The organism is Pseudomonas mandelii, from assembly GCF_002251635.1.
Lineage (GTDB): Bacteria > Pseudomonadota > Gammaproteobacteria > Pseudomonadales > Pseudomonadaceae > Aquipseudomonas > Aquipseudomonas mandelii_B.
Map to the genome: position 1 here is coordinate 72,274 of NZ_NMOJ01000076.1, position 16,795 is coordinate 89,068.

17 protein-coding genes are annotated in these 16,795 nt (G+C 59.4%); 2 read left to right on the plus strand and 15 right to left on the minus strand.

Translation table 11 applies throughout. The annotated features are described in order from the left end of the window. Nucleotide 1: 1 nt before the first annotated feature. From B7L09_RS11155 to B7L09_RS11195, 9 genes are all read right to left on the minus strand, one after another. A complete protein-coding gene (locus B7L09_RS11155) occupies nt 2-1,237 on the minus strand; it encodes a DNA circularization protein (RefSeq protein WP_010462749.1) in 1,236 nt (411 codons plus the stop codon). Further along, entirely contained in the window at nt 1,224-3,101 is a 1,878-nt protein-coding gene (locus B7L09_RS11160) for a phage tail family protein (RefSeq protein ID WP_010462750.1), read from the minus strand. The genes B7L09_RS11155 and B7L09_RS11160 overlap by 14 nt, the downstream gene beginning before the upstream one ends. A gap of 130 nt (nt 3,102-3,231) precedes the next feature. Further along, nucleotides 3,232-3,528 (minus strand): phage tail assembly protein, encoded by a 297-nt coding sequence (locus B7L09_RS11165; RefSeq protein ID WP_010462752.1) that lies wholly within the window; start codon nt 3,526-3,528, stop codon nt 3,232-3,234. After that, nucleotides 3,525-3,872, minus strand: a complete 348-nt coding sequence (locus tag B7L09_RS11170; protein WP_010462754.1) for a phage tail tube protein — start codon at nt 3,870-3,872, stop codon at nt 3,525-3,527. The genes B7L09_RS11165 and B7L09_RS11170 overlap by 4 nt, the downstream gene beginning before the upstream one ends. Nucleotides 3,873-3,952: 80 nt before the next feature. Next, a complete protein-coding gene (locus B7L09_RS11175) occupies nt 3,953-5,449 on the minus strand; it encodes a phage tail sheath subtilisin-like domain-containing protein (RefSeq protein ID WP_010462756.1) in 1,497 nt (498 codons plus the stop codon). Beyond that, on the minus strand, nt 5,449-5,631 hold the full coding sequence (locus B7L09_RS11180) for a DUF2635 domain-containing protein (protein ID WP_010462758.1): 183 nt from the start codon (nt 5,629-5,631) through the stop codon (nt 5,449-5,451). Before B7L09_RS11180 ends, B7L09_RS11175 begins: the two co-directional genes overlap by 1 nt. Then, nucleotides 5,628-6,212 carry a phage tail terminator protein gene (locus B7L09_RS11185; protein ID WP_010462760.1) on the minus strand — a complete coding sequence of 195 codons (585 nt, stop codon included), beginning with the start codon at nt 6,210-6,212 and terminating at the stop codon, nt 5,628-5,630. Before B7L09_RS11185 ends, B7L09_RS11180 begins: the two co-directional genes overlap by 4 nt. Before the next feature lie 131 nt (nt 6,213-6,343). Continuing rightward, nucleotides 6,344-6,691 carry a phage holin family protein gene (locus tag B7L09_RS11190; RefSeq protein WP_094468838.1) on the minus strand — a complete coding sequence of 116 codons (348 nt, stop codon included), beginning with the start codon at nt 6,689-6,691 and terminating at the stop codon, nt 6,344-6,346. Nucleotides 6,692-7,196: 505 nt separating this feature from the next. After that, nucleotides 7,197-7,943, minus strand: a complete 747-nt coding sequence (locus B7L09_RS11195; protein ID WP_094468839.1) for a LexA family transcriptional regulator — start codon at nt 7,941-7,943, stop codon at nt 7,197-7,199. A gap of 190 nt (nt 7,944-8,133) precedes the next feature. Between B7L09_RS11195 and mutS the strand changes: the two genes are divergently transcribed. Both mutS and fdxA read left to right on the plus strand, forming a co-directional pair. Beyond that, a complete protein-coding gene (gene mutS, locus B7L09_RS11200; protein WP_094468840.1) occupies nt 8,134-10,713 on the plus strand; it encodes a DNA mismatch repair protein MutS in 2,580 nt (859 codons plus the stop codon). Nucleotides 10,714-10,855: 142 nt separating this feature from the next. Next, on the plus strand, nt 10,856-11,194 hold the full coding sequence (gene fdxA / locus B7L09_RS11205; RefSeq protein ID WP_094468841.1) for a ferredoxin FdxA: 339 nt from the start codon (nt 10,856-10,858) through the stop codon (nt 11,192-11,194). 471 nt (nt 11,195-11,665) lie between these two features. Here the strand turns inward: fdxA and rpoS are convergent, their stop codons facing one another. From rpoS to ispF, 6 genes are all read right to left on the minus strand, one after another. Next, entirely contained in the window at nt 11,666-12,676 is a 1,011-nt protein-coding gene (rpoS, locus tag B7L09_RS11210; protein WP_094468842.1) for an RNA polymerase sigma factor RpoS, read from the minus strand. A 106-nt stretch (nt 12,677-12,782) separates the two neighbouring features. Then, nucleotides 12,783-13,640: a peptidoglycan DD-metalloendopeptidase family protein gene (locus tag B7L09_RS11215; protein ID WP_094468843.1), complete on the minus strand. Its 858-nt coding sequence runs from the start codon at nt 13,638-13,640 to the stop codon at nt 12,783-12,785. Nucleotides 13,641-13,851: 211 nt separating this feature from the next. Continuing rightward, nucleotides 13,852-14,487 carry a protein-L-isoaspartate(D-aspartate) O-methyltransferase gene (locus B7L09_RS11220; RefSeq protein ID WP_176457689.1) on the minus strand — a complete coding sequence of 212 codons (636 nt, stop codon included), beginning with the start codon at nt 14,485-14,487 and terminating at the stop codon, nt 13,852-13,854. A 41-nt stretch (nt 14,488-14,528) separates the two neighbouring features. Continuing rightward, complete coding sequence (surE, locus tag B7L09_RS11225; RefSeq protein ID WP_094468845.1) at nt 14,529-15,278, minus strand: 5'/3'-nucleotidase SurE; 750 nt, start codon at nt 15,276-15,278, stop codon at nt 14,529-14,531. Further along, nucleotides 15,266-16,324, minus strand: a complete 1,059-nt coding sequence (gene truD, locus B7L09_RS11230; protein WP_094468846.1) for a tRNA pseudouridine(13) synthase TruD — start codon at nt 16,322-16,324, stop codon at nt 15,266-15,268. The genes surE and truD overlap by 13 nt, the downstream gene beginning before the upstream one ends. Beyond that, nucleotides 16,321-16,794, minus strand: coding sequence for a 2-C-methyl-D-erythritol 2,4-cyclodiphosphate synthase (ispF, locus tag B7L09_RS11235; RefSeq protein ID WP_094468847.1), 474 nt, complete (start codon nt 16,792-16,794; stop codon nt 16,321-16,323). The genes truD and ispF overlap by 4 nt, the downstream gene beginning before the upstream one ends. Nucleotide 16,795 lies beyond the last annotated feature (1 nt).

A 16,795-nucleotide genomic window follows, 5' to 3' on the forward strand; every position in this document is an offset into this window, starting at 1 on the left:
GCTACTCCCCGGAGATCTTGAGTTCGCGCGGCGGGAGAAAGCCTGGGTGGACAATGCCGTTGCGCTGAGTCACTTCCAGGACCCGAGTGGCGTCAGCCACCTGTCTGTAGATCGCAACCAGCGCCGGCAGGCTGTCCTGAAAAGACTTGCTCACCAGCCTGATGCCAGACGATGCAACGGCCTTGAGGTGCGCTTTCAGCTTCTGGCGCAGATCAGCCGCGGCCTGATAGTGCGCAGGATTGGCCTTGTCCTCGACCAGTTTGATCGCCTCTTCAATTTCCTTGAGCGCCCTTTGCACATCATCAATCACCGGCACCTCCGGGCGGGTGACCGGCTGCTCTACCTGCAGATCCAGCGGTGACGGAGAAACCTTCACCGGCAACGTCGCAATCGGCAACAAGGCCACCCATTTGGCGGCCTGCACCACCAAGGCATCCTGCACCAGGTTGGTCAGTGCCTGAGCCGCGGCCATGGTGTCTTTGCCGGTAGTCAGCTTCGGTGCATCGGCCTTGCGGATCGCTTCGACCTGCTGGGAGACGTTGGCAATCACGCCACGATACCCCTCACGAGCGAAGTCCTTGAGCTCCTTGATGTCGCCGAGCAACGCCTTGAACTCCGCCGCTACTTCCTTGGGCAATTCCTTCACGGCTTTGACCAGGTCGCTGATCTGGCGGTATTGGTCGATCAACGGTTGCAGCTGTTGCTGGATCACCCCGTAGATGTCCTTGATGCTGTTGCGCAGGTCGGCAATGCCGATCCGCGCCGCCTGGATCAGGCTCATGGCATCTTCGAAGCGCGCCACCGCCGAGCCCAGGAAAGTGTCTGCGGACGCCAGCAACAGTTTCTGTGTACTGATCGCCGCGACCGGAAACGGCACCGGCACATCCGGGTAGAACTTCAGGGCAAACGTCACCAACCCGCCGTCCTGGCGGGTGTGGGTCATGTCGCATTCGCCGACCTTGACCTGTAGCCGTCCGAGCCACGGATGGACCAGCTCGCCACTGCCCTGCTCCAGCGCCTTGAGCAACTTGTCGCGCTGCTCCAGGCAATCGGGGCCGACGATGAACGCCGTCAGATCGTGAATCTTCGCCTGTTGGCCAAGGCCTTCGAAGTACGGCAGGTCTCGCTGCGGATACTCGTGCAACTGGCCTTTTTGGCCGACCGGGGATTTCGCCTGATCAACCCAGAATCCGACACCCCGAAAGGATGCCGGCATCAAACGATCACGCCAGCTCATTGGAACCTCCAAGTGAAAGTGAGCGGTAGCCGATGCGCGAAGTGAGCGCCAGCGCCGGTTGATTGGTTTGTGGTTGATCGGTGCGCATGCCCGCCGGCGCATTTTCGAAGCGCACGGTCAGGCCGCCTTCGAGTTGCGTGCGGTTGTTGGTAGCGGTTTGCTGGATCAGGGCGCTGGAGTGTTGGGGGAGACTGCCGGACGACACTGAAGTCGTTTGCGGGGCCGGCGTGTTCTTGCGGAAGAACGAAGGCGCCAGGCCATTTTCGCCGTCAGCACCTGGCTTGCCACTCTGCTCGGTGACACTGTCAACGTTGCCGGTGATTGTCGCGACAAAACCGGAAAGGTTGCCATCCAGCAGCGCTCTGATTGGCCCTATCACAGCCTGTAGTTTCGCCGACAAATCGCTGAACCAACCCAACAGGGGTTCCCAGTTTGCTGTGAACTGGTCCTTGGGCGACCAACCGAATAGCGACTGGAACAGGTCTTTTACTGTCTGTAGCGGGCCAGTCAAGGATTCCCACAAACCGGCAAAAAAACCTTCCACGCCTTCCCAGCAAACGCGGACCCGTTCCTGCGCCGACCAATCGAACAAACCTTTGAGACGGTCCGCCACCGGCGCGCTCAGTGCCCAGATGACGTCCCATAGCGCAGTGAAAACACCCGCCACCGGTTGCCAGGTTTCTTCGATGAGCGCCTTGGGCGACCAGGTGAACACTGACTTGAGGGTTTCCAGCCCCGCAACGACACGAGCGGTAATGCCGTCAAAGACATCGGTATAGACGCCGACGACCGCGCTCATCGCCTTGTCGATTTGCCCTTTTGGCGACCAGTCGAAGTACGATTTGAGTGTGTCCAGCCATCCGGCAACTGTGTTGATCAAGTTGTTACCGACATCGTTGTAAATACGAACGACCGCCCCAATCGCCTTGTCGACCTGCTCTTTTGGCGACCAGTCAAAGTAGGGTTTGATCGTGCCCAGCCATCCGGCAACCGTGGTGGTGACGCTGATACCGGCTTCGAAGAAGGCAGACTTCACCTCATCCAGTGACTTGCGGGTGAAGGCGCCACCCCTGTCTATGGCCCCGGACATATAGTCGCCCGCTTCATTCCAATATTTCTTCACAACTTCACCCGGCTTCCAGTCGAACAGTGCCTTGACCCGGGTAATCGCAGCGTCGGACTCACTTGAAATGCCTTGCCAGAGCCCGGTGAAAAATCCTGAAATCGGCTGCCAGTTGTCCATTATCAATCGGGCGCCGATAACGAGGACCGCGACGACCGCCGCGACAGCAGCGGCAATCAAGCCAATCGGCGAGGTCAAAATGCCCATCACCGTGGCCAGGCCCATCGCTGCCACCGTGACAACGGTGAAAGCCACCGCGGCGGCGGCCAATCCTTCCACCAGATAAGGGTTGGCCGCCACAAACTGGCCGATAGAGGTCATTACCGGCGCGAGCGCAGTGACGATGCTGTTGAGGGCCGGGAGCAATGCCTGGCCGACTTTCAACGAAATGTCATCCAGCGCCTTGTTGAATTTGGCGAGGTTGGCGGACGTTTCCCCGAGGCCGACTTTGGGGACTTTGAGCCCTTTGAGACTGCTGGCCTTTTTCGCCAACTCATCCTGAAACGCGATCGCTTTTTTGATGCTGTCCTGAAACGGCTTCAGCAAACCGCCGCCGGAGATAAATCCAGAGAGATCCAGCGGCTTGAGACCGCTGTCCTCCATGCTCTTTTTAAACGATGCGACCTTGCCACGAATGCCCTTCAGCTCGGCGTCCAGTTTCTTGGCGCCCTGCATCACCACGATCATGTTCACCGTGGCCTGGATATTCGTCTGGCTCATGTTTATCTGTGTATTCGCCATCACTGCACCTGCTGCATCGCATTGATCCGTTGCGCGTGCTCCAGCGATTCGCGGAGCACATCCAGTGGCCGGGCCATCATCTGTTCGGGGTCAACCTTCCAGAACCAGGCCAGGTCATAGGCGACTGCGATCAGGTCGGTGATGGCGCCGACGCCGCACTCATGAAAAAACTGGCGACGGCCCAGCTCAGCGCGTTGAGGTCAGCCAGGTCCAACTGGTTGACCGACGACGGCGGGATGCCGGCGCAGATCGCGATGTATTTGGCCGCGACGTCCATGTCCAGGCTCACTTCTTCGCTCTTGTCGATCTTGTACGGCAGCGCCTTTATCGCTCGAACTTCCTGCACCGTCGGACGGCGCAGGTTGAGTTCGGTCAAGGGCTCGCCGTGAGCTTCGATCGCAACCTGAAGCTTCACGGCGTCGCTCATTGCCAGGTCCCCTTGATGCCTTCGAATTTCAGTTCGATGGTGGCGTCATCGCCCTTGGAGGCCGGCTCTTCAACTAGATACGCACCGGCCAGCACGTAGACTTTGCCGTTGCTGAACTCGCAGGTGACGGTCATGTCGGAACCGGCTATCAGCTGTTTGAGCGGGAAGTCCGCGGTGTGCAGCGCTGTGACTTTAAACGACGGTGCGATATCGGTTTCCTTGTAGAAGCCGGGTACGACGGTTTCCCGTTTCACCGCCATCAAAGGCGCTTCGCAGCCGCCGTTGATGGTCAGTTGAGCGCCGTCCACTTTGACGTAGCAGGTGCCTGCAATCAGTTGACCCATGGTGTTTCTCCCTTCAAATAAAAAGCCCACGCGCGGTGGGCTGAAATCACACAGTCTTTACAGTCAGAGAACGGCAGCGATCACGCCGCGTCGTCGTACTGCAGACGGAATTGGTTGAGCAGCGCGAACACGCGCAAGCCGTTGATGTAATCCGGCGGGAACAGCACGTTGACCCGGCTCGGGTCCTGCACGTCGCGCTCGACGATCAGGTGCTGGGCGAACAGCTCGGCGTTTTCGACGTGGCCTTCCAGTTCGAGCTTGGCGTACTGGGCGATCAGCTCACCGCGAATAGTGCTCGGGGTCACAATCGGCTGGCCGGCGCCGAAACGGGTGCCGTCGGAAGCCAGTTTGTGGCGACCGTACTTGCTGGTAATCACGCTTTGCAGGCGCCGCACAATGAACGCCGACTGGTGCATGGTTTCGCTGTCCAGGTAGGAATTGTCGGCTTGGCCGTAGGCATTCTTCTGGTAGGTAGTGATCGAGCGCTGGATGCGCACGTAGCCGCCTTCGTAGTAGGCAGTGGCGATGCCGTAGTTCAGCAGCGACTGACGCTCAGTCAGGGTAAAACGTTCGCTCGCCGGAGCCGGATCGAGACCTGGCAGGCTACCGCTTTGAGTCGGACGACTGGCATCGGCGGAGATGAACACCGACGTGCGTGCAGCCAGTGCAGCGGCCTGAACCCAGAACGGTTGCGGTACGCCCGGTTCCAGCGCCTGAATGGTCATGTGCTGATCGTTACGCGCCTGACCAGCGGCAACCAGTGTTCCGATAGTGCCGCGCTTGGCGCTGTAGACGTGACCGAACAATTGCTTGGCCCAGGACCAACGACCGGTGCTGTCATCCATGACGGCTTGCCAGGTGTTGAGGGTCGACAGGTCGGACCACGGCATGCAGATGAACTCGAACGGCTCATCGCCCAGCGCTGCCACGGCTCCAACCTGATCCGGGACCCCGGCGCCGCCGGTCATGGCGGTGATTGCCGAGGTCAGGCCGGCCGGCGTTTCTTCGCCATTGCTCTTGCCCAGGCGATTGAATTGCAGGCTGATGTCGTTGCCGCTGTCGCCGGTCCACTTGGCACTCAGGGTCACGACACCTTCAGCCGCGGCGGCGGTGACCGGCAGATCGGCAGCTGCGTTGATTTTCAGCGCCAGCGTCGTTGCCGCTTGAGTCGCCGTCGCGCCGTTGACGATGGCCGCTTGAACGCGAACGCCACCCACATAGAGGTTGAGCACACCGCTTTGGGTGGCCGCGCCAGTCAGGGTCAGCACGCCTTTGGCAATGCTGCCTTCTGTGTTGTGCAGCGGCAGACACCAGATCTCGCCGACCGGATCGGTCTTGCGAAACGTCTCGTACATAGAGGCCAGCATCGAGCCTTGGCCACCGATGCTTTTGGCCAGCGCCACGCTGGACACCAGCACCAGCTTGCCGACGTCGGCCGGCGCAATGTTGTCGTTGACCTGGGCGACGATCAGACGGCGCATGGCCGAGGATGCGCTATTGGCCGTCGAGTTATCCATCTCGGCGTAGAACAGCGGAACACGAATGTCCGCGGGGATGTTGCTGAATCCGATCGCCATTATTGGGCTCCCTGTGGTTTTGCCGCTTTCACGGCTTTGGTAGTGATATCGCCATCAGCCAGACGTCGACGCCACCAGGCGTTGTCCGGCACTTCACGGCCCTCGAGGGGCAACAGATCGCCCGCTTCCGGGTCGGGCACGGCACGGCCTGGGGCCGGCAGCACGGTGATGCGTTTGCTCATGGGGTTACGTCTCCAGAGAAAGTCAGTTCCAGGCGCCCATCGGGCCCCGGGCGTTTCAGATTGGGGTCCGCCGGATCGATCGCATCGACCCGCACCGTGACCCCGGTAAAGGACGACAAGCCGTCCAGTTCACGTTCGTGCCAGCTCTCCGCAGGCTGACCAGGCAGATTGCGGCCGAGCTGGAACTCGGTAAAAAAGCGCAGGCGATACAGCGCACGGCTGCTGTTAATGGAAACCAGTTCGCCACCGTCATACGCGATGGCCTGGTAGTCGCTGCCGGGCTTGAAACCCACCAGCGCACGCCACAGCTCGGCCCGCAGGTCGTGCATCAGATCCAGCGCTTTTGTAGCGTCCGTGGTGTCGAGCACCAGGGTCACTTCAAAGTTGTCGCGGATCGGTTGCAGGTTCAGGTTCTGCGCCACGCTTTTGCTCGCCAGATCGGCGATCGGTACGACGTAGGCGCAAGGGGTTTGCAGTGGGTTGTCGGCTTGCAGTGTGGTGAGGTCGATGCCGGCGGCCACGCGATTGGCGAGGGTTGGGCAGTGATCACGCAGTTGCGAAATCAGTGGAGTGATTTTCATGGGTTTTCACCGGGCATTAAAAACCAATGCCTCGGCAATCGCGGTAAACAGCTGTGAAGGTTTTTCGATGACGACCGGCATTAAGGGTCTCCTGTCAGATTTCAATGTGAGGGATCAGCGACGGCTCCTCACTATTGATCAGGGCGAGAATCGCGCGGCGGCACTTCGCAAATGCCAATCCGCTTGGCCGCCCAGCGTTCATAAAGTCCGATGGCCACGTCCGCCCCGGCCATCGCCGTCAGGCAGCCAAATGCGCAAGCGGCCCAGATCGACACGCCGGCGGCATACAGCAGCATGATGGCCGAGACCCCGCAGATCACGCAGGCCCCGGAGCGCAAGGCCAGGCGCCGCAACAGTGACCAGCCGCGGGCGCCCTCCTTGTCGGCGCGCCACATTTCGCCGGATACACCGCCNACCAGGGCGAGGACGATGACAAGCCAGATCGGCATGTCCAGCAACGCTTGTTGCTCGTTTGTCATGTCACGCCTCCCGGGGTGATTGATGAGTGATGCGTGTTTCTTTCAAACGGTGTCTCTTGAGGTGCCTGACGATAGGTAGGCATTCCAAAAAGCCCGGCGCTTGCCNGGCTTTTCAGTAATGCGGTCCAGCTTCGGTCTTTCGGCGCTACTGGCGCGGTACGGACCTGTCCTCAATGTTTTTCCGACCACGATCCCTGTCTGTCGGATAACTGCTTCTGGTGCTTTACGCTGCACACCCGGGTCAGTTGCCAACCCTCTGAACCGTTGAGGCCGGTTCATCGCTGCCTTTTGTGGTGGAACTAAAGAGCTTCATTTCGAGCTGCTGTGTTGAGCGGCTTGAGACAAAGAATATGCATTGATGCATATACAGTCAATGCGTAAATGCATTTATTTATGCGTTTAGAATGCGCTAGCGCATGAAAACCTCGCAAACAAAGGCGCTGACGGTTTTGGGCGGGCGAAAAAAAACCCGCTCGGAGGCGGGTTCTAATGCAGTGCGGCGAGGTTAACGGGCGTACATGCCCCACCAGAAAACGTGACCGAGGATGACGATCTGTTCTTCCTGGATTTCCTGGAAGGTGTAGTCCTCGTCCGGGTGCTCATCGCGATTGAAGCTGCGCAGGCGAATACCGGTAGGCAAACGGTAGAGCTGTTTCACGCGCAGTTGGCCATTGTGATTGATGGCATACAAGTCGCCATCAACGATATCGCCAATGCCGCTCTTGCCCGCATTGACACCCACCGTCGCGCCATCGCGCAGCACCGGCAACATGCTGTTGCCGCGCACCGTTACACACTTGGCCTGGTCGAACTGCACACCGTTATGCCGCAGGCTGCGCTTGCCGAACCGCAGGCTGGCCTTCTCGCTTTCCTCGATGACGAATCTTCCTGATCCAGCAGCCAATTCAACCTCGCGCAGAAAGGGGATCGACACCTCGTCATCATCGACGGGTGTGTCGTCGTCCCACAGACTTATGTCCTTGAGTTCGGAATGCAATTGATCGCGCCCGGCATTGGCGGCGGTGGCAGCGACATCCACGCGTCCGCGCAACTGATCGGTACTCACGGCGAAGTACTCGGCGATCTTCGAAATGTGTTTATCCGAAGGATCGACGATCTTCCCGCTGAGGATCCGCGAGAGAGTGGATTGAGGCACGCCGGTACGCCGGTGAAGCTCCGTGGGGGAGATCCGGTCGCGGTCCAGCAGCTCTCTTAAGACGGTAGAAACATTGCGTTTTTGCATAACGGGCATAGTGCTTGAACTTTTTTCGGAAGACAAATGCTGATTCGCATAGATCGTGCATAAACAACAGAAATGTGCAGCAGGGCTTTCATGCCTGCGTCCGGCAGACGGCTCATGTTAACCTTGCGCCCATCGCGGAAAAGCCGGGCCGATGTCCCTCCTTTGCCCTACACCTTTCAACGAATTTGCCTGATATCCNATGANTAAAACACNGTCCGATCTGTCCTCCCACACGCCGATGATGCAGCAGTACTGGCGTCTGAAAAACCAGCACCCTGATCAGTTGATGTTCTATCGCATGGGCGACTTCTACGAGATCTTCTATGAAGACGCGAAGAAGGCCGCCAAGTTGCTGGACATCACCTTGACCGCGCGCGGGCAGTCGGCGGGGCAGTCGATTCCGATGTGCGGGATTCCTTACCATTCGTTGGAAGGCTATCTGGTCAAGCTGGTGAAGCTGGGTGAGTCGGTGGTGATCTGTGAACAGATCGGCGACCCGGCGACCAGCAAGGGGCCGGTGGATCGGCAAGTGGTGCGGATCATCACGCCGGGTACGGTCAGTGATGAAGCGCTGCTGGATGAGCGTCGGGACAACCTGATCGCGGCGGTGCTGGGTGACGAACGCCTGTTCGGCCTGTCGGTACTGGACATCACCAGCGGCAATTTCAGCGTGCTGGAGATCAAGGGCTGGGAGAACCTGCTGGCGGAGCTGGAGCGCATCAACCCGGTGGAGTTGTTGATTCCGGATGACTGGCCAAAGGACCTGCCGGCGGAAAAACGTCGTGGGGTTCGACGCCGTGCGCCGTGGGATTTCGAGCGCGACTCGGCGCTGAAAAGTCTTTGCCAGCAATTCTCCACCCAGGACCTGAAAGGCTTCGGCTGCGAAACCCTGACCCTGGCCATCGGCGCTGCCGGGTGCCTGCTTGGTTATGCCAAGGAAACCCAGCGCACCGCCCTGCCGCATTTGCGCAGCCTGCGCCATGAACGCCTGGATGACACCGTGGTGCTCGATGGCGCCAGCCGTCGCAACCTGGAGCTGGACACCAATTTGGCCGGTGGTCGCGATAACACGCTGCAATCGGTGGTCGACCGTTGCCAGACCGCCATGGGCAGCCGCTTGCTGACCCGCTGGCTCAACCGTCCTTTGCGCGACCTGACCGTNTTGCTGGCGCGCCAGACTTCGATCACTTGCCTGCTCGACGGTTACCGTTTTGAAAAACTGCAACCGCAGCTCAAGGAAATCGGCGATATCGAGCGCATCCTGGCGCGGATCGGCCTGCGCAATGCGCGGCCCCGTGACCTGGCGCGCCTGCGCGATGCCTTGAGCGCACTGCCTGAGTTGCAAGTGGCGATGACGGAGCTGGAAGCACCGCACATCATTCAACTGGCGAAGACCACCAGCACCTACCCGGAACTTGCGGCACTGCTGGAAAAAGCCATCATCGACAACCCGCCGGCGGTGATCCGTGACGGCGGCGTGCTGAAAACCGGTTACGACAGCGAACTGGATGAGCTGCAGTCCCTGAGCGAAAACGCCGGGCAGTTCCTGATTGACCTCGAAGCCCGCGAAAAGGCGCGCACGGGCCTGGCCAACTTGAAGGTCGGCTACAACCGCGTGCACGGCTACTTTATTGAGTTGCCGAGCAAGCAGGCCGAGTCGGCGCCGGCCGACTACATCCGCCGCCAGACGCTCAAAGGTGCCGAGCGCTTCATCACGCCGGAACTGAAAGCGTTCGAGGACAAGGCGCTGTCGGCCAAGAGCCGCGCCCTCGCCCGCGAGAAGATGCTGTACGAAGCGCTGCTCGAAGACTTGATCGCCCAATTGCCGCCGCTGCAAGACACCGCCGCCGCACTGGCCGAACTGGACGTGCTGAGCAACCTCGCCGAACGCGCCCTGAACCTCGACCTGAACTGCCCGCGCTTCGTTGACGAGCCGTGCATGCGCATCTCCCAGGGTCGTCACCCCGTGGTCGAGCAAGTGCTGACAACGCCGTTCGTGGCCAACGACCTGAGCCTCGACGACAACACGCGCATGCTGGTGATTACTGGTCCGAACATGGGCGGTAAATCCACCTACATGCGTCAGACCGCCTTGATTGTGTTGCTGGCGCATATCGGCAGCTTTGTGCCGGCGGCCAGTTGCGAATTGTCTCTGGTAGACCGCATTTTCACGCGGATCGGTTCCAGCGATGACCTAGCCGGTGGCCGTTCGACCTTTATGGTGGAAATGAGCGAAACCGCCAACATCTTGCACAACGCCACTGAGCGCAGCCTGGTGCTGATGGACGAAGTCGGTCGCGGCACCAGCACCTTCGACGGCCTGTCGCTGGCGTGGGCGGCGGCCGAGCGTCTGGCGCATCTGCGGGCCTATACGCTGTTTGCCACGCACTATTTTGAGCTGACGGTACTGCCGGAAGCGNAACCGCTGGTGGCCAACGTTCACCTCAACGCCACCGAGCACAACGAGCGCATCGTGTTCCTGCACCATGTGCTGCCCGGGCCTGCCAGCCAGAGCTACGGTCTGGCGGTTGCGCAGTTGGCTGGTGTGCCGAGCGAAGTGATCGTGCGTGCTCGCGAGCACCTCGGCCGACTGGAAGCGACTGCCCTGCCCCATGAAGTGCCGAAACCCGCCAAAGGCAAACCGGCCGCGCCGCAGCAGAGCGATATGTTTGCCAGCCTGCCGCATCCGGTGCTGGATGAGTTGGCCAAACTGGATCTGGACGACNTGACGCCACGCAAAGCGCTCGAAATGCTCTATNCACTAAAGACTCGGATATAACGCAGACGCGTGCAAGCTGATAGAATCTCGCGCGGTTTGGGATGCTGCGGGCTTTTAGCCTGGCCTGCAGACTATCGCTCCCGAACCTCGCGAGCCCCACCATAAGGGGTTTCGCTGCCGCCGCCTGAGGAGAAAATTAGAAATGACCTTCGTCGTTACCGACAACTGCATCAAGTGCAAGTACACCGACTGCGTCGAAGTGTGTCCGGTGGACTGCTTCTACGAAGGCCCGAATTTCCTGGTTATCCACCCGGATGAGTGCATCGACTGCGCCCTGTGNGAACCAGAATGCCCTGCCGTGGCCATCTTCTCTGAAGATGAAGTCCCGGAAGACATGCAGCAGTTCATTCAGCTGAACGTTGAGTTGGCCGAAATCTGGCCCAACATCACCGAGAAGAAAGAATCGATGCCCGATGCTGAAGAGTTTGATCGCGTCATCAACAAATCTGTAGGTAGCAAGCTCAAAGACCTCGAACGCTGATTTCCCCCGCGTTCCCAAAAGGCCCCTAGCGGGCCTTTTTGCTTTTCTGCAGGCAAAAAAAGGGGCGGTTTGACCCGCCCACATTTTTTCCCTATTCCCTGTGTTCCTTTTCATCGTCCTGATGAATCGCTTCCTGCGATGTCCATTCCCCTCATCCTTGAAGGGTGTGTCTGTCCGTCGACACAGTTCAGATACTAGAGAATTCCTCACCGAGAGCAATCGTCCCCAATCCGCAAAACTGCCTGTCATATGCTTTTAATATTTATCAATAACCATATAAGTCAATTAGATACCTCTGACAGATGTAACAGATGGGCGACTACCACACTGTAAAAATAACGAACACTTACGAAAGAGTAAGCAAAGACTTACAGCGCGAGACTACAAACCTGAGGCGCTTGCCAGCCATATCCCAGGCATTAAAAAACCCCGAACCAGTCGGGGTTTTCCAATGCCACTCAAGCGCGTTATTTACTGAAACAGTGACTCGCTCGACAGGCCGTTCTTCTCGAGAATCTCCCGAAGACGCTTCAGGCCTTCCACCTGNATCTGCCGCACCCGCTCACGGGTCAGGCCAATTTCCAGGCCTACATCCTCCAAGGTGCTGCTCTCATGGCCNCGCAGGCCGAAGCGGCGTACCACCACTTCGCGTTGCTTGTCGGTCAGTTCCGAAAGCCATTGATCGATGCTCTGGGACAGGTCGTCATCCTGCAACAGCTCGCAAGGATCCGTCGGGCGATCATCCGTCAGGGTGTCCAGCAGGGTTTTATCCGAATCCGGACCCAGCGAGACGTCGACCGAAGATACACGCTCATTCAAGCCAAGCATGCGCTTGACCTCCCCCACCGGTTTTTCCAGCAGGTTGGCGATTTCTTCAGGCGAAGGTTCATGATCGAGTTTTTGTGTGAGCTCACGCGCCGCCCGCAGGTAGACGTTGAGCTCTTTGACCACATGGATCGGCAACCGAATCGTACGGGTCTGATTCATGATCGCCCGTTCGATGGTCTGGCGGATCCACCAGGTGGCATAAGTTGAAAAGCGGAAGCCCCGCTCAGGGTCGAACTTCTCCACCGCCCGGATCAAGCCCAGGTTGCCCTCTTCGATCAGGTCCAACAGGGACAGACCACGATTGACATAACGCCGGGCGATTTTCACCACCAGCCGCAGGTTACTTTCAATCATGCGTTTACGCCCGGCCGGATCGCCACTTTGCGACAGACGCGCAAAATGAACTTCTTCTTCCGGGGAGAGCAGCGGGGAAAAGCCGATTTCGTTGAGGTACAGCTGCGTGGCATCAAGCGCCCGCGTGTAGTCAATGTACTTGTGTTGCTTTAACGCGGTGGCGTTCTTGGATTTGGTGCGAACTGAAGGTGTAGCAGACCCTTCATCATTCGACATCGATTCCTTATCGGTGAGTATCTCCATTTCAAGGAGAACCTCATCGTCGATGTCAAACTCCGGCGCTTCTTTACTGAGAGCCATTGTTATAGTCCTTTGGTGAGTTCGACCTCAAGCTCGAGCGACGCCTATATCCTTGGCAACGCTGGAGCCTGTTCCTTCTACGCGAGGGAACAGGCTGTGCAACACATCAACGACGGGGTAGGAATTGCAGCGGATCTACAGGTTTCCCTTGGCGGCGAATCTCAAAGTGCAGTTTCACCCGGTCTGTACCAGTTGACCCCATTTCGGCAATTGTCTGTCCGACTTTGACCTGCTGCCCCTCCCGAACCAACAGCCTACGGTTGTGACCGTAAGCACTGACGTAGGTATCGCTGTGTTTGATGATGACCAGTTCGCCGTAGCCCCGTAAACCACTCCCGGCGTAAACCACTGTCCCATCAGACGCAGCTAAAACAGGCTGTCCCAAATCCCCGGCGATATCAATGCCTTTATTCAAACTACCGTTTGAAGAGAATTTTCCAATCAATACACCGTTTGAAGGCCATCCCCAGCCGGTCGGGGCCGGGCCGGCAGGAGGCATCGGAGCAGGGGTCGCCTTGCTGGCGACGGACGGTGCAACCACCGCTGTGCTGGTGGTTGCGCCATTCGGCTGACGCCGGATTACCGTGGTTTTCAGCGACGACGAAGGCGTTGAATCGGTAGCACTGGCCACCGGCGCCGACGTTGATCCGGTGCGACCGTCGAAGCGAATTGTCTGACCCGGATGGATCGTATACGGCGTAGGAATATTGTTCCGTGCGGCGAGGGCTTTGTAGTCCCAGCCGTAGCGAAAAGCGATCGAGAACAACGTATCTTTTGGTCGAACGACGTATTGACCCGTGGTCACCGCCGGACGCTGGGCGACAGTCTTGTTGCGATCGACGACACGCACGTCACTCGTTTTGGAACTGGAGCAACCGACCAGCAAGGTGCTCAAGACGAGGCCAGTCACCAGGCGCTGAAAGCTCTTTGTACCCATACGCTGCGCAATGACTGTGAGACTCACCCGCCGCTCCCTTTGTGGTGGCTGAAATAGTGGATTGCCGTGTTTCGGCACGAAATGTCGCAAGTATAACGGGCCGAACAGGCTTTACCTTTAATGAAGCGAAATCGCTTCGCGCACACGTTTGCTGCCTGCCGATGAATCCTGTTTAACGCATCGATGCCGCTGTAAGACCCGGGCAATCGAAGAGAATTCAGCGTGCTTGAACAAATGCTCAGGCCAGCGGCCCGTTGAGTAGTGGCACGAAGCGAACCGACCCCAGAACACGACGGGAAAAGCCCTGTTCTTCGCGGATGATCAGCATCAGTTGCTGCACCTCACCGGAGCCGACAGGAATCACCAGTCGCCCGCCAGGCGCCAACTGATCCAGCAGCGCCTGAGGCACATCGGTGGCGACGGCCGTGACGATAATGCCGTTATAAGGCGCCAGCGCAGGCCAACCTTCCCAACCATCGCCCCAACGGAACACCACGTTGCGCAGGTTGAGCTCCACCAGGCGCTCCTTGGCGCGATCCTGCAGGACCTTGATGCGCTCCACCGAGAACACCCGTTCAACCAGCTGCGACAGCACCGCCGTCTGGTAGCCCGAGCCGGTGCCGATTTCCATCACCTTGTCCAAGGGACCGGCCTCCAGCAGCAGCTCGCTCATGCGCGCCACCATATAAGGCTGGGAGATGGTCTGGTTGTGTCCGATCGGCAGCGCCGTGTCTTCGTAGGCACGATGAGCCAGCGCTTCGTCGACAAACAGGTGCCGCGGCGTGCGCCGGATGACTTCCAGCACCTGGGCGTTGGANACCCCCTCCTCATACAGGCGTTGAATCAGGCGCTCGCGGGTTCGTTGCGAGGTCATCCCGATGCCGCGACGCAGAATATCGTCTTGTTCACGAGCCATTAGCGCAGCCCCTCCAACCAGCCATCGAGACTTCTGAAGGCATCATTGAAGGTGCGATCCAGTTGCAGCGGAGTAATCGACACATAGCCCTGCATCACCGCATGNAAGTCCGTGCCCGGGCCGCCATCTTCGGCGTCCCCGGCGGCGGCGATCCAGTAACCGGATTTGCCGCGTGGGTCGACCACTTTCATCGGCGCCGCCGCACGTGCGCGGTGTCCGAGGCGGGTCAGCTGAATGCCGCGAATGTGGTCCAGCGGCAAATTGGGAATGTTCACGTTCAATACCGTGCGCGGTGGCAAGTCGAGGTCGGCGTGGGCCTCGACCAGTTTGCGCGCAAAGTAAGCGGCCGTGGGAAGGTTCTCCACTTGCCGTGAGACCAACGAGAAGGCGAACGAAGGACGCTCAAGGAAACGCCCCTCAAGTGCCGCCGCAACGGTGCCGGAATACAGCACGTCGTCGCCCAGGTTGGCGCCCAGGTTGATGCCGGAAACCACCATATCCGGTTCGCGCTCCAGCAAGCCGTTAAGGCCCAGGTGCACGCAATCGGTGGGTGTGCCGTTCAGGCTGATAAAGCCGTTGGCCAGGGTTTGCGGGTGCAACGGACGGTCGAGCGTCAGCGAACTGCTGGCGCCGCTCTTGTCCTGGTCCGGGGCAACCACCACGCACTCGGCGTAATCTTCCAGCGCTGCATAAAGCGCGGCAAGACCGGGTGCGGTGGCACCGTCATCGTTTGATATCAGAATACGCATGGGCTGTCCGTCTGCCCCACCGGCACCAGATCAACAAGCTCGCGCACCAANACNGTGGCAAAGCATCCGGCCGGGAGGACGAATTCCAGTTGCAGAATGTCAGGCTCGGGATAATGCCACGTCAACCCACCAATGGGCAGCCGCAGGATGCGACGTTCGTGGCTCATTCCGGCGTTAATCAACCAATCGCGCAGATCTGCTTCGCGAGCGGCGATTGCCTGCTCCAGTACATGGACAGCGCCGGTCGCCGGCGAGTCACCTTCGCCCCACTGGGGGCCGGTCGGGTGCAGGTCGAGAATCGCCAGGCGCGGGTCGCTGCATTCAGCCTCCCCCGCCGGGAAAAAACTGCGGCTGTCGGTAAACGCCAACAGGTCGCCCACCTGCGCTTGCTGCCAGGTGCCATCTGCCACACGCGCCGCCAATACCTGGTTGAACAGAAAACTGCGGGCGGTGGAGAGCAGACGCGAACGGACATTGCGTTGCTCCGGCAACGCCTTGCGCGCGGCCCAGGCACGGGCATCGACCACGTTACCGCCATCAAAGCCGAAACGCTGGGCACCAAAATAATTGGGAATACCTTGCTTGGCGATCAGCTGCAGCCGCTCTTCAATCGCGGCTTTGTCGCCAGAGAATTGCGTCAGGCGCAAGGTGAAGCCATTCGCCGAGTGGGCACCGCGTTGCAGCTTGCGCTTGTGCCGACCGGTCTTGAGGATTTTCAGCGTGTCGTTTTCCGCCGCCGACAAATCAGGATCAGCCTTGCCTGGCAGTTGCACGCTGAACCACTGGCGGGTCAACGCCTGGCGGTCCTTGAGCCCGGCATAGCTGACGGTGCGCAACGGCACGCCAGCGGCCTTGGCGATTCGCCGTGCAGCTTCTTCGGTATTCAGACCACGCTTTTCNACCCACANCCACAAGTGTTCGCCATCGCCNNTCAGCGGGATATCGAGCACTTCGTCGACCTGGAAATCTTCCGCCGTAGCCTTCAGGACCGCGCTGCCCAGCGCCTCGCCATAGGCCCGCGGGCCCAACAGTTCCAAGTCATTCATGCGCGCAGCAACAAGGCGACGGAGTGCACCGCGATGCCCTCTTCACGACCGGTAAACCCGAGCTTTTCGGTGGTGGTGGCTTTCACGTTCACTTGATCCAATTCAATTTGCAGGTCCGCGGCAATCAGTGCGCGCATCGACTCAATGTGGGGCGCCATTTTCGGCGCCTGGGCCACGATGGTGTTATCGACGTTGCCGACTTTCCAACCCTTGGCGTGGATCAGGCCGACCACATGGCGCAGCANCACACGGCTGTCGGCGCCCTTGAATGTCGGGTCGGTGTCCGGGAAGTGCTTGCCGATATCACCCAGCGCAGCGGCGCCGAGCAAGGCATCGCTCAAGGCGTGCAGCAGGACGTCACCGTCGGAGTGAGCGAGCAGCCCGAAGCCGTGTGCAATCCGCACGCCGCCCAGGGTGATGAAATCGCCTTCAGCGAAACGGTGCACATCGTAGCCGTGGCCAATACGCATA

Bases quoted from the DNA above. Each gene is read 5' to 3' on its own strand.
- B7L09_RS11170 (WP_010462754.1), bottom strand. From the start codon at position 3,872: ATGGGTCAACTGATTGCAGGCACCTGCTACGTCAAAGTGGACGGCGCT.
- B7L09_RS11165 (WP_010462752.1), bottom strand. From the start codon at position 3,528: ATGAGCGACGCCGTGAAGCTTCAGGTTGCGATCGAAGCTCACGGCGAG.
- B7L09_RS11180 (WP_010462758.1), bottom strand. From the start codon at position 5,631: ATGAGCAAACGCATCACCGTGCTGCCGGCCCCAGGCCGTGCCGTGCCC.
- B7L09_RS11175 (WP_010462756.1), bottom strand. From the start codon at position 5,449: ATGGCGATCGGATTCAGCAACATCCCCGCGGACATTCGTGTTCCGCTG.
- B7L09_RS11185 (WP_010462760.1), bottom strand. From the start codon at position 6,212: ATGAAAATCACTCCACTGATTTCGCAACTGCGTGATCACTGCCCAACC.
- B7L09_RS11155 (WP_010462749.1), bottom strand. From the start codon at position 1,237: ATGAGCTGGCGTGATCGTTTGATGCCGGCATCCTTTCGGGGTGTCGGA.
- B7L09_RS11160 (WP_010462750.1), bottom strand. From the start codon at position 3,101: ATGGCGAATACACAGATAAACATGAGCCAGACGAATATCCAGGCCACG.
- B7L09_RS11195 (WP_094468839.1), bottom strand. From the start codon at position 7,943: ATGCCCGTTATGCAAAAACGCAATGTTTCTACCGTCTTAAGAGAGCTG.